The sequence below is a fragment of the Acinetobacter sp. ANC 3882 genome (genome assembly GCF_022549545.1).
Lineage (GTDB): Bacteria > Pseudomonadota > Gammaproteobacteria > Pseudomonadales > Moraxellaceae > Acinetobacter.
Genome location: NZ_JAKZGB010000003.1, coordinates 105,105 through 118,238 on the forward strand (window position 1 = coordinate 105,105; position 13,134 = coordinate 118,238).

The window sequence follows — 13,134 nt, forward strand, 5'->3', positions numbered from 1 at the left end:
ATTTGATATAAGGGCGATCTGTCAGATGATGATTCAATAATATTAAATAGATTATAATCATAATCTATAATAAAGTGTATTGGGAATGCTAAAGTAGCTTCTATCATGAGTGATGAATTGCTAATTTTTTAATTTCTATTGAGTTAAGAAGGTTTATTTATGCCACGTGTATCCAAACAGTTAGCGATTGAAAATAGAAAGAATATTGAACATACGACTTCGCGATTGATACGCGAAAAGGGCTTTGCTGTGAGTGTTGCGGATTTAATGAAAGCTGCAGGCTTAACACATGGTGGATTTTACAAACATTTCCAAAATAAAGATGAGTTGATTGATATTGCCTGCAAAGATATTTTTCAGCAATCTGTGGGGAAGTGGGAAGCCATCATAGATGAATCTGATAGTGAAAAATCAGCACTACATGAGATTTTTAATCGTTATTTATCTGAGCGAAATTTAGAAAATCCTGGAGTAAGTTGTCCTCTATCTTCCTTAAGTAGCGATGTTGCAAGAGAATCTAGTGAAAAACCGGTAAAACAATCATTTCATCAAGGCGTGGAATCATTGCTTTCTATTTTAAGTTCGCTTGATTCATTAAGCTCAAAAGATCAAGAACAAATATCTGAGAATGCTATTATCCAGTTGAGTCTGTTATCTGGTGCGCTCACATTAGCTCGGTCTGTTGACCATGATTTAGCATTAACAATACTTGATACTGTCAAGCATCATTTATTTGCACATTATAAGGTCTGAGGCTTTGATGAATCAAAGCAGAAAGGCAGTAATGATTAAATCTAAAAAAACAGAAATAACCTCTAGTTACTCCTGTTTTTCTTACTTTTATTTATTGACTGAGTTGTTAAAACTTAAATTCTAGACCGACTCCAACGACGGGTTGTCTATCTTTTTTATCTGCTTGTTCTAGCGTTAAATACCCCCCATAGGCATAGCTTTTCACTTGTTTACTGAAAGCATAGTCAGCACCAGCCATGATTTGTTTGGCTTTAAAATCAGCCATATTATTTTTAAAGCTCGTATCATTTTGGCTGTATTGTGCTTTGAGTATCCATTTTTTGGCATTGGGGAGTATGTATTCGGCACCCACTAACCAGCCTTGAGCGTCATCAATATTATTCGCCTTCGTTGCCCATTTGGTTGCTTCAGCTAGATCTGCATATGTGGTTTCTTCAACTTCGGAGCGTTGGTACAAGGTTTTGATGGATAGACCTTCAATTGGATTTAAACGTCCAATGGCGCGAAGGGTATTGGCGGCAGCAAAAGCTTGTGTGTCGGCAGTATAAGACTGTCCTGTAGCAACATTAAGAAAACCACGTCCTGCAAAAGTACTTGGAATGGCTTTGTCATAGCCAAGACCTGCCACAAAAAATGGATGTTCATAGACCAGACTGGCTGACCATGCATCACCTAAGCCTCGACCTGCAACCTTTGCACCACCACTGGAAGTCTTGATGCCAGAGGATTCTCCGCTAGCGAGCAGGGCATTGAATTTAACTACGCCTTTAGTGAGGCTAATGGCAGGGGATTCATAAACAACAACATTGTCGATTCGGTTTTCTCCGACCAAGATTCCGCCAATATCCGCTTTATTTGCCACGTAGTTATTAAAGATATCAACTGTGTTTGAAAGCTGTTTGACTGGCGTATCATGTTTACCCACTTTGATCGTTCCGAGTTGGGTATCTTTTAAACCAACGAAGCGGTTACGCTGTACCCAGTCATTACTATCGCCATCAGCACTAAATCCCCATTCGATACCGTAGACAGCACTTAGCCTTTCAGTGAGTTTTTCATCCCCTTTAAGACCGAGATATGAACTATTTGAGCTGATTTCCCAGACATCTTTATTTGAGCTGTTGGCATTTTTTTCTGGTAAATAATCGATGCTGGCATCAATTTCGCCGTATAGCGTTGGTGCTGCATAAATAGCACTGCTTAAAAAACTGAGCATAGCGAAGCTAAGAAGATTCAATTTCATATTGAGACCCCTGAAAATGGTGTTGAAGTATTTCATTTGAAAATCGTGTGGGATGTGCTCTCCCACACCAAATGTGTTGTGGTTAAGCGAGAGAGTTACGTTCTAAGACGGCTTGCTCAAACAATTGTTGTTCTTTGGCTTTATGTTCGACCGAGAAGCGAATGAGGACGACGCTAAACGCTGCCACGGTAACCAGTGCGCCTAAAATCATCAGGCAGGTTTGCACGTCAAGCAAACCTTTGAGTAAGAAACCTGCGGCTACAGCACCAACATTGCCACCCGCGCCGATGATACCTGCGACACCACCTAAGGCATTACGATCAATAAAAGGCACAAGTGCATAGGTTGCACCACAAGACATATGTGTAAAGAGTGCAAAAACGGTCATGCTGATAATCGCAAGTGCTACTGTATTCATTTGAGAGAAAAGTATGAGGAATAAACCTTCACATAGGATCATGATAAACAAAACTTTAGTTCGACCATCTAAACCTTTTGAGATCGCAACCTTATCTGAGAGATAACCTCCGAGTGCACGAGCAAATAGGGCGAGCAGGCCAAAAATACCCGCAGTCAAACCTGCTTCTTTAAGTCCCATGTTGAAGTGATCGACATAATACATCGCTGCAATATTATGAATGAAAATTTCAATACCAAAGCATGCAGCATAAGAGACAAAGAGAATCCAAACACGGTAATTACGAGCAGCTTGCATCAAGATGGCAACACCACCTTTTTTGCCACTACCAACGTCAATGCCTTGCTCGCGAAGCTCTTTAAAATTTCCTTGAGGGCAATCTTGAGTAAATTTCCAGTACAGCACACCTACAATCAGCATCATGATGCCAGGTACGAGCAGTGCAATTCTCCAGCCCATGGTTTGTTCAACACCAAACATAACAATCGCACCCAAGATAAGCGGCATAATTGCTTGGGTCGCACCACCACCCGCATTTCCCCAACCTGCAGAAGCCGCATTGGCAGTGCCAACAACGTTTGGTGCAAACATCACACTGGTGTGGTATTGGGTAATGACAAAGCTCGCGCCAATTGCACCAATCAATAAGCGAAAGAATAAGAAGGATTCATAGGTGTTCGCAGCAGCAACACCGAACACGGGAATACTACCAAGCAGTAAAAGTGCAGTGTAGGTCTTGCGTGGGCCGTATTTGTCACAGAGCGGGCCAACAATGAGGCGAATTAGAATGGTAATCGCAACCGCTGCAATGTTGATATTGGCGATTTGATCTTTGGTTAAATTGAATTCACCTTTAATGACAGGCATAAGTGGTGCGCAGGCAAACCACGCAAAGAAACAGACAAAGAATGCCAGCCATGTCATATGAAAGGCACGCATGGCAGGTGTTGAAAAGCTGAATAATTTTATTTCGGTGGCTTTTTTTGCATCTATATTCATTGGTGAAGACATAACTTTCTCCTGAACTGCACGTTATTTATTTTTGCTTGGCAGTTACGCTGCCTAAGCAAATCGAACAGAACGGACGTCATTGGCCGTCATCAAATTAGTTTATGAATCGTCGTTGATTCATTTTGTTTGATATATAGCAAGTGTCATGCCAGAAAAATAAATTAACCAAATGAATAATTTAAAATGTTAATCATCAAGGTGTTTATAGGAATATTGGGTGGGGCAAGCTACATATTTGTAAGAAATGGCAAGATGGTTTTGCATATTGATGTTAGACAAGCGTCTGAAAATTGATTTTTCTTGGTGCATGATTTTTGATCATAGTATTTTTAAAGATCACAAAAAAAGCAGCTGATGCTGCTTTTTAAGTGAAATGAGATTTAGAAGCGATAGCCGACACCGACATAAGTGATTAGTGGATCGATATCAATTTTGGTATTGGCACGAATTAACTCTTTACCTGTATTGCGGTCAGTCACAGAAATTTTTGCTTCATTATTCATTTTTGAATAAGACACAGAACCAACTGCAAACCAATTCGGATTAAAGTCATAAGTTGCACCTAAAGTCACAATTGGGGCAAAGGTATCTGTTGCTTTAAGTTTTACGATTGGATCAGCAGAGGATGTCTTACCATCTAAGGCAGCACCGGCTTTACCATCATGAATGTTTTGAATCATGTGACCTGCTTTGACTAAGTCAGACTCAATTCCTGAGTTGATTTTTAAATCATTGAAATAAGCATACATCACACCTGCACCAACATAAGGGCGGAATTTGTTCACACCTGATTTACCAAATTGGTAATGCAGTTCAACAGCAGGTAACCAAGCACGTGCTGTTGCTGCTTTATCGCCTTGGGTAAGATCGGTGATATGGATGTCCTGCTTTAAACCGATTGATCCGAGGGCTGTGTCAGCTTTACCAGTTAATGGCGCGTAGATGTCACCTTTACCTTTGATATCAACTTTTGGTGGTATACCTGCTTTAACTTCTAAAGAGATATTATCGGTAAAATGGTAATTAGCCATAATACCTACAGTATCAACTTTATCTGCTTCTAAGCCTGTTCCTTGGCTTTGCCAATTTGAGAGGCCATTTACAGTTGCGGTTCCTGTCAAAAGACCCGGGACTGGATCCAAGGGTTGTATTTTGATGGCATCATAAAGAAGTTTGTTTGAATCCCGATCGGCGGCAGCAAGTACGGCTTGTTTAGAAACATCACCAACTTTGGATGTCGTTCCTTCAGCAACACTGGTATTGATATTGACTGGATTTGCGCTTCCTTGAGGCATGGCGTGTAACCAACCCGCGGAAACAGAAAAGCGTTTAAAACCATCACCATCTTTTAGACTGAAATATGGTGAGTCTGCGAAAACAACTGTGGGTAGGGCACATAAACCTGTAAGCAGGCAAGCGAATGACTTCTTCATCATCGTGGGACTCCATGTCCAAAAAATATTTAGGATTTTTCTTGCGCCCACCATAACGCTATTTTTATACACGCTTTGTTTAGTTAAATTTTATAATTGTTATGCTTATGAATCTTTTTGTTTGATTTAAATAAATTGATGAAGAAATTGTGAATATATAAAAAAAGCCACCGAGGTGACTTTTTAAAAAAAATTTAAATGAAATGAATTACATAAAACGAGATAAGTCTTCTTCAGGACGAGCAGTCAAAACTTCAATGCCTGTTTTTGTTACCAAAATCGTATGTTCATATTGGGCCGACAATTTGTGATCTTTTGTGACGACCGTCCACTTATCACCTAAAAGCTTGGTTTGCCAAACACCTGCGTTTACCATTGGTTCAATGGTAAAGGTCATGCCAGCTTCTAAGCGCATACCTGTGCCTTTTTGCCCATAGTGTAAAACTTGTGGTTCATCATGGAAAACATTGCCGATACCATGGCCACAATATTCACGGACAACACTGAAACGCTCAGATTCAACATATTGCTGAATTGCATAACCTACATCACCAAGGTATGAACCATCTTTAACGGTTGCCATCCCGCGATACATCGCTTCTTGGGCCACTGAGCACAGACGATTTGCAAGAATAGAGGTTTCACCACCAATCACATACATCATGTTGGTATCGCCGTGATAACCATCTTTAATGACCGTTACATCAATATTCAGAATATCGCCGTTTTTTAATGTTTTATTTTCAGATGGAATACCATGACAAACCACATGGTTCACCGAAGTGCAAATTGAATGTTGAAAAGCAGGGCGACCTGGTGCAGCACCATAACCTACACAGGCAGGAATCGCGTGTTGAACATTTTCAATATGATTGCGACAGATTGTATCGAGTTCTAGTGTGCTCACACCCGCTTTAATATGCGGTTTAATCATGTCTAGAACTTCAGCCGCCAATTTCCCTGCAACACGCATCTTTTCAATTTCTTCAGCTGTTTTGATTAATCGGCGTGGGGCTGTATAAGTTGTATTCATGATCTCTAAAAACTTTTGGTAATTTGCAAGTGTCTATGGTATAAATAGCCGCCTATTTTATCAAATGCTTTTCGTGAATATATTTTACGAAAATATCTGATAATGATAGTCGTACAAAATCCGCACATATATCGACACATTACTCTGGGTGCCTAGCAATAGGTGGAGAATGCGGATATATGGAGGCCTAACCCAAACTTTAAGGTAAAGAAAATGGCAGATTACAACGTAAGCATGCGCGACCTTCTTCAAGCAGGCGCACACTTTGGTCACCAAACTCGTTTCTGGAACCCAAAAATGCGTCAATACATTTTTGGCGCGCGTAACAAAATTCACATCATCAACCTTGAGCACACTGTTCCTGCGTTAAATGATGCTTTGAACTTTGTTAACAATCTTGCAAGCAAAAAGAACAAAGTATTGTTCGTTGGTACTAAACGTGCTGCTTCTAACATCATCCGTGAACAAGCTCAACGCGCTGGTCAACCATATGTAGATCACCGTTGGTTAGGTGGTATGTTGACGAACTGGAAAACACTTCGCCAATCTATCAACCGTTTAAAAGATCTTCAAACTCAATCTCAAGACGGTACTTTTGCTAAGCTTACTAAACGTGAAGCTTTAGAACGTACTCGTGAGATGGAAAAACTTGAACGTGCTTTAGGCGGCGTTAAGAACATGGGTGGTTTACCTGACGCATTATTTGTAATCGACGTTGATCACGAAGCGATTGCAATCAAAGAAGCGAAAAACTTAGGTATTCCTGTAATCGGTATCGTTGATACAAACTCTAACCCAGACAACGTTGATTACGTTATTCCGGGTAACGACGATGCGATTCGTGCGGTAACTTTGTATGCTTCAGCTATGGCTGATGCGATTCTTGCTGGTAAAGAATACGCTCAATCACAAGCTAATGCACAAGCAAAAGGCGACGATGCTGCGAAAGACGCATCTGAGGCTTAATGCGTTTTTTGACGCAAGCTTGTCATTTTTGCGACATGTAATGGTGGCAAATTAAAGCGTCGAGAGTGCAAACGGCCCAGAGTTTCTTTGGGCCGTTTTTGTTGAACAGATTTATTTTCTACCGATTTTAGGAGATCAACATGACTGCAGTTACTGCGAGCATGGTAAAAGAATTACGTGACCGTACTGGTCTTGCAATGATGGAATGCAAAAAAGCATTAACAGAAGCAGGCGGTGACATCGAACTTGCGATTGATAACCTTCGTAAATCAGGTCAAGCAAAAGCTGCTAAAAAAGCAGGTAACATTGCTGCTGATGGTGCGATCACTATTATTCAAAACGGTAACAAAGCAATTCTTGTTGAAGTTAACTGTCAAACTGACTTCGTTGCTAAAGACGAAAACTTCAAAAACTTCTCTGATAAAGTTGCTGCTGCTGCACTTGCTGCTGGCGAAACTGATGCTGCAAAAATTGCTGAACTTAAACTTGAAGACGGCGCAACTGTAGAAGAAGCGCGTGTTGCACTTGTTCAAAAAATCGGTGAAAACATTCAAGTTCGTCGTGCTCAAATCGTTGAAGGCGAAAACTTGGCTGTTTACAAACACGGTTTAAAAATCGGTGTTGTTGTTTCTTACACAGGTGATGCTGACACTGGTAAAGGTATTGCAATGCACGTTGCTGCGTTCAACCCAGTTGCTGTAAATGCAGAAGCTGTTCCAGCTGACTTGATCGCTAAAGAAAAAGAAATTGCTGAAGCGAAAGCGTTAGAATCTGGTAAACCAGCGAACATCGTTGAGAAAATGGTAACTGGTTCAGTTGAAAAATACTTGAATGAAGTTGCTCTTGATCGTCAAATGTATGTAATCGATAACGACAAGAAAGTTGCTGATGTATTAAAAGCAACGGGTACTGTTGTTGCTCAATTCACTCGTTTCGAAGTGGGTGAAGGTATTGAGAAGAAAGCTGAAATGAGCTTTGCAGAAGAAGTTGCTGCTGCTCAAGCTGCTGCGAAGTAATTCGTATCTTCTAAAAAAACCCAGTCATTGTGACTGGGTTTTTTTATTGCCTGCTAAAATCTCATTTTGACTTATGGATTTCGGAGGTCCTACTGGTTATTCAGCTTCTTTTTTAAGTTCGTATTTCTCTGCTAATTCGCCTGTGATCTCTTTGCCTTCAGTATCTAAAGCTTTTAAGTAGCCTTCAGCAACAAAGTATTTACGGCCATCACCAGCTTTGTCTAGCTCAATAATTGAGGTGTTTTGGCTATCGAAGTTAAAGCTACCTTTGCTTTCAAACGCTTTACCATCACCTTTGCCAAGATAAGTCTCTTTTAACTCAAATGTTTTATCTTGGTTGAGTTCAAGCTCGGTTTTGATCCCTTCACAATCTGCGCATGGAACTACACCTGTATATGTACCATTCCAGTCTAATGAGTTTTCTGCAGTATGTGCACCATCTACAACTTCAGAAGTGGCTTCGGTTGAAGTTGCTGGAGGCGTTTGCTCATCTGTTTTTGGGGTTTCTGCTTTATTACATGCAACTAAAAAAATAGATGCCAAAGAAATTGCGATTAGTGATTTTTTCATCTTAGATATAACCTCATGAAAACAGTAATATCTAAGTTATGAAATTTAAAGGAGAAATGGTAGTAAGGGAATGTAAGGGTTGTTTAATCTTTGGTAAAGCAAGACAAGTTAACCTTGTCTTGCTTTGAAGCGAGGATTGGATTTGCAGATGACAAATAACTTGCCGCGACGTTTTACAATCTGGCAATCAGGGCTACGACGCTTTGCACTTTTAAGGGATGAGCAAACTTTCATTTTTAAGTCTCTGTAGTTAATGTAATGTTATACTATTACATTAATTGGGGCGTGTAAAGTTTGTCTGATTTTTTGATAATAGGGTTAGGGGAGATATTTGCCGATAATAAAAAGGTTCAGATGTTTCGATGAGGGTGTTCTGAATTTGGAGTGAGAGCTGAGATTTAAACTAGCGACCAAAAACCTTGGTAAGGCTATGTTTTATAAAAAAACAATGTCTTGTGTTCTTTATATCGAGGATTTTTTACAATTTTTTTATATGTAAAGTATAATTTTTAAGAACAAAAATAAGCGCTTATATAAATTATGAATCTTTCACCCTTATCTATATCTGAATTGGCCATGATTACAATTGCGGATACATCCCCAGATTATTTATCAGGTCCTAAGTTGGTCGATCTTTTTAATATCTTTGGTTCTCGGGATGATTATCATACGATGAATAAAGCATCATCTTTCCCATCAAGAAAAGATTATGCAAAAAATAAAATATCAGAAATTAATGGGACTATTCATTTAAAAGGGTTTATTGAGACATTGGTAGATGATAGAAGGTGTTCTAATCCTGATCATCGGGCGAGTTTAATAAATAAAATATTAAAACACGATGGGTATGTATTAGAAAAAGGGGTAGATGATATCTACAGATTGAACGCTGGAGAGATGCTAGAAGGAGCTACTATAAAACCTGTTTTTGAGGATATTGAGAATGCAATTATTGAACATATAGGTTTGGCTCAATTCTCAATTTGGGTTGCCGTAGCTTGGTTTACATCCCGTCCGATTGCGAAGGCGCTTTATGAACAGCATAAAAAAGGAGTAAATGTAAGAATTATCGTAAATGATGATGATTTAACAAGAACAAGGGGGATTGCTTTTGAAGAATCGAAAATGGAATATCATAAGATTTCACCTACAAATGCTGTATATAAAAATATCATGCATAATAAATTTTGTGTTATTGATTTAAAAAAAGTTATTACTGGGTCATTTAACTGGACTAATAAAGCGAGTTTTAATAGTGAAAATATTACGATAATCGAGCAAAGAGAACAGTCAGAAGCTTTTGCAAAAGAGTTTATTAAGATATTAAATATTAAGTGAATATATAACGTCTTTAATTGTTACGTTTCAATTATGTTACCTTGGTCCCTGCATTCAGATTTTCTAAAATCGTTATAATTACTTTTGGGTTGTTGAGTGCCTTGTGTGGATTAAAATTGGAGTAAATAAAAAAAGCCCTCATCTTTCGATGAGGGCTTTTTTGAATCTGGAGCGGGAAAGGAGACTCGAACTCCCGACCCCAACCTTGGCAAGGTTATGCTCTACCAACTGAGCTATTCCCGCAATAGGACGCATTATAGAGAGTTTCATTCAAGTGTCAACTCTTTATAATGCTAAGTGTTGAATTAATCAGCACGTCGCCAAATTGTACCTTGACGCGTATCTTCCAAAACCACACCTTGATCTAATAAAGACTGACGAATGCCATCTGCTTGAGCAAAGTCTTTGGCTTTTTTCGCATCAACACGCTGTTGGATAAAATTCTCAATTTCAGCATCAGAAAGGGTAAGTGCTTCTTGACCAATATCTGATTTGAGGAATTCATCAACGTCATGTTGGACTAAACCAAGAATGTTGGCTAAGTGGCGCAGGGTAGAGTAAAGCAGTGTGGCTTGCTCAGCCTGTTCATCTTTAACCGCACGATTCAGTTCTTTGTTGAGCTCAAAAAGGACCGCCATGGCTTCAGCAGTATTAAAGTCATCACACATGGCATTGTTAAAACGTTCAACAAAGCTCTGTTCTAAGCGCTCAACAGTTTTTTGGCCATAGACCTGTTGATAAGCTTTAAATGAATGATAGAAACGGCTCAGCGCTGTTTTAGCTTCTTTTAAGGCCACATCAGAGAAGTTTACTGGACTACGATAATGTGATGACACAATGAAGTAGCGAATCACTTCTGGATGGAATTTTTCCATTACATCACGAATGGTAAAAAAGTTGCCTAAAGACTTAGACATTTTTTCACCATCGACATTGATGAAACCAACATGCATCCAATAGTTTACATATTGTTCACCGGTTGAAGCCTCACTTTGTGCGATTTCATTTTCATGGTGCGGGAACATCAAGTCTGAACCACCCCCATGAATATCAAAGTGATTGCCTAAGCAGCAAGTCGACATTGCAGAACATTCAATATGCCAACCTGGACGGCCATTGCCCCAAGGTGATGCCCAAGCGGGTTCATTTTCCTTGGCATGTTTCCAAAGAACAAAGTCAAATGGGTGTTTCTTCTCAACTTCAACATCAACGCGTTCTGAAGCACCCGCTTGCATGTCATCCAATTTACGGCCAGATAGACGACCGTATTTATCGAATTTGGTGACTTCAAAATAGACATCGCCATTGGCAGCAGGGTAAGCAGCACCTTTATCAACTAAGGTATTGATCATGCTTTGCATCTGATCAATATACTCAGTTGCCTTTGGCGCTTCATCTGGGGCAGCACAGCCTAAGTTAGCTGCATCTTCATTCATGGCATTGATAAAGCGTGCAGTGAGTTGCTGGATGCTTTCACCATTTTCATTGGCACGCGCAATAATTTTGTCATCAATGTCAGTGATGTTGCGGATATAGCGAACTTTCCAGCCTTGGCTACGTAAGAAGCGAATGATGTAATCAAATGCAACCATAACTCGAGCGTGTCCGATATGACAGTAGTCATAGACTGTCATACCACAGACATACATATCGATTTGACCTTCTTTGCGTGGGACAAATTCAACTTTTTTACGTTGCTCAGAATTATATAGAACAAAAGGTTGCATAAGGGTTTTCAAACACTCTACAAAAATCGTTATTCATCATAACGTATGCACCATATTTCATAAAGTTATCAGGAGAAAAAAGATGGTCTTGGTTCGCAATATTTTTCTTTATTCAAAACTGAATTTACTGGTCGCTCGAAGCTGGGCCTTTTTGGCAAAGTAATAATAAATCACCGCTGTTGCCAAAATACCGACCAGCCAAGATATATCTATACCACCTAAAGCTGTGGCGATTGTACCCGTAAAAAACTTACTGTGAATAAAGGGAAGTTGTAATAAAACACCCATCACATAGCAGCCAATACCAATACTATTCCAGCGGCCATACTTTCCGTTCGGATCATATAATGCGGCCACATCGCACTCTTCTTTAGAAATAAAATAGTAATCGACTAAATTAATTGCACTCCACGGGATAAAGAAGGTGAGCAAGAACAGGATAAATGCTTTAAAGGTATTTAAGAAGGTATGTTCACCCAAGATGGCGATCATGGTGGAAATAGCAACCATACTGAGTACGATACATAACCGCGTGAGTTTGGAAATTTGATATTTGGGTTTGAAGCTATTCCAAATGGTTGCAATACACATGAAGCAACCATAAGCATTCAGCGTCGACAGGGTGACTTTGCCAAAAGCAATGCTGAAATATAAAAAAGTAATTACCAGAGCGGCTGCATTCATACCCACCACATATTGCACTTCATTTCCGACAAAGCCACCTTGTGAAATCTGTGCAATAAATACCCCTAAAGTCATGGAGATTTGCGAACTGAGGAGTGAACCTAAACCAACAGCCAGAAAGACACGAGTGGAGGAGGTATTTGATGGTAGATATCTGGAATAATCAGCCACATAAGGACCGAATGAGATTTGCCAAGAGGCTGAAAGCGAAATTGCCAATAAAAATGATGGCCAGCTAAATTTTTGAACTGCCATTAAGGCTGAAAAATTTGAATGAGTCAGAATTTGGCTCAAAATAATCAAAAATGCAATGACGCCAATCACACTGGCAACTTTTCCGACCCAGTGGATTAAGCGATAACCAATGGTTGCAAAGATCACAATAAAAGATGCGTAAATTAAAATACCCGTTGTGCTGCTGACATTGATCAATTGTGCGATAGCTTTTCCCGCCAAAACTTCACCTGTGGCTGTAAACCCGATGTACATCAGGCAAACCAAGAGGATTGGAATACAAGCACCATATACCCCAAATTGCACACGGCTTGAAATCATTTGTGGAAGGCCAAGCTTTGGACCTTGTGCCGCGTGTAAAGCCATCACAATAGCGCCAAAACATTGTCCAATAAACAAGCCAATAATGGACCAAAACACATCGCCGCCAAGCACAATGGCCAAAGCACCCGTAACGATTGCGGTTATTTGTAAATTGGCGCCAAACCACAGGGTAAATTGACCAAATACACTGCCATGTCGTTCATGTTCTGGAATGAAGTCAATACTTCGGTTTTCAACAAACTGGTGCTTTTCTTTCTCATCCAATGAGCTCATCTTTTACTCCTGATCCATGAAGCATTGATTGTTATGGAAAATACATGATTGGGGTTTGGTATACTCATGTATGATCTAATGTGTATATGTATATACAACTTGTTTTAAATT

The 13,134-nt window shown here is 39.7% G+C and carries 12 protein-coding genes and 1 tRNA gene; 4 read left to right on the plus strand and 9 right to left on the minus strand.

Translation table 11 applies throughout. The features are described from left to right. The first annotated feature begins 159 nt into the window (after nucleotides 1–159). Nucleotides 160–753 carry a TetR/AcrR family transcriptional regulator gene (locus MMO42_RS08035; protein WP_241319992.1) on the plus strand — a complete coding sequence of 198 codons (594 nt, stop codon included), beginning with the start codon at nucleotides 160–162 and terminating at the stop codon, nucleotides 751–753. Between the two features lie 106 nt (nucleotides 754–859). Here the strand turns inward: MMO42_RS08035 and MMO42_RS08040 are convergent, their stop codons facing one another. From MMO42_RS08040 to map, 4 genes are all read right to left on the minus strand, one after another. Next, nucleotides 860–1,996, minus strand: a complete 1,137-nt coding sequence (locus MMO42_RS08040) for a porin (RefSeq protein ID WP_241319993.1) — start codon at nucleotides 1,994–1,996, stop codon at nucleotides 860–862. 82 nt (nucleotides 1,997–2,078) lie between these two features. Beyond that, a complete protein-coding gene (locus MMO42_RS08045) occupies nucleotides 2,079–3,425 on the minus strand; it encodes an MFS transporter (RefSeq protein WP_005295693.1) in 1,347 nt (448 codons plus the stop codon). A gap of 380 nt (nucleotides 3,426–3,805) precedes the next feature. Further along, complete coding sequence (locus tag MMO42_RS08050) at nucleotides 3,806–4,861, minus strand: OmpW family outer membrane protein (protein ID WP_241319994.1); 1,056 nt, start codon at nucleotides 4,859–4,861, stop codon at nucleotides 3,806–3,808. Nucleotides 4,862–5,066: 205 nt separating this feature from the next. Next, nucleotides 5,067–5,891 (minus strand): type I methionyl aminopeptidase, encoded by an 825-nt coding sequence (gene map, locus MMO42_RS08055; RefSeq protein ID WP_241319995.1) that lies wholly within the window; start codon nucleotides 5,889–5,891, stop codon nucleotides 5,067–5,069. A gap of 213 nt (nucleotides 5,892–6,104) precedes the next feature. Between map and rpsB the strand changes: the two genes are divergently transcribed. Continuing rightward, nucleotides 6,105–6,857 carry a 30S ribosomal protein S2 gene (rpsB, locus tag MMO42_RS08060; protein ID WP_004652723.1) on the plus strand — a complete coding sequence of 251 codons (753 nt, stop codon included), beginning with the start codon at nucleotides 6,105–6,107 and terminating at the stop codon, nucleotides 6,855–6,857. A gap of 140 nt (nucleotides 6,858–6,997) precedes the next feature. Further along, the gene (gene tsf / locus MMO42_RS08065; protein ID WP_005145469.1) at nucleotides 6,998–7,873 is read left to right on the plus strand and encodes a translation elongation factor Ts; all 876 of its coding nucleotides are present in this window, start codon (nucleotides 6,998–7,000) and stop codon (nucleotides 7,871–7,873) included. A 96-nt stretch (nucleotides 7,874–7,969) separates the two neighbouring features. On the opposite strand, the gene MMO42_RS08070 is transcribed toward tsf, so the two are convergent. Next, entirely contained in the window at nucleotides 7,970–8,443 is a 474-nt protein-coding gene (locus MMO42_RS08070) for a copper resistance protein NlpE (RefSeq protein ID WP_241319996.1), read from the minus strand. A gap of 108 nt (nucleotides 8,444–8,551) precedes the next feature. After that, nucleotides 8,552–8,677, minus strand: a complete 126-nt coding sequence (gene ykgO / locus MMO42_RS08075; RefSeq protein WP_081401646.1) for a type B 50S ribosomal protein L36 — start codon at nucleotides 8,675–8,677, stop codon at nucleotides 8,552–8,554. A gap of 342 nt (nucleotides 8,678–9,019) precedes the next feature. Between ykgO and MMO42_RS08080 the strand changes: the two genes are divergently transcribed. After that, nucleotides 9,020–9,781 carry a phospholipase D-like domain-containing protein gene (locus tag MMO42_RS08080; RefSeq protein WP_241319997.1) on the plus strand — a complete coding sequence of 254 codons (762 nt, stop codon included), beginning with the start codon at nucleotides 9,020–9,022 and terminating at the stop codon, nucleotides 9,779–9,781. Between the two features lie 167 nt (nucleotides 9,782–9,948). On the opposite strand, the gene MMO42_RS08085 is transcribed toward MMO42_RS08080, so the two are convergent. The 3 genes from MMO42_RS08085 to MMO42_RS08095 form a co-directional block, all read right to left on the minus strand. Further along, nucleotides 9,949–10,024 (minus strand) — tRNA-Gly (locus MMO42_RS08085). A 62-nt stretch (nucleotides 10,025–10,086) separates the two neighbouring features. After that, a complete protein-coding gene (gene cysS / locus MMO42_RS08090; protein ID WP_241319998.1) occupies nucleotides 10,087–11,508 on the minus strand; it encodes a cysteine--tRNA ligase in 1,422 nt (473 codons plus the stop codon). A 108-nt stretch (nucleotides 11,509–11,616) separates the two neighbouring features. Next, a complete protein-coding gene (locus MMO42_RS08095; protein WP_241319999.1) occupies nucleotides 11,617–13,023 on the minus strand; it encodes a cytosine permease in 1,407 nt (468 codons plus the stop codon). Nucleotides 13,024–13,134 lie beyond the last annotated feature (111 nt).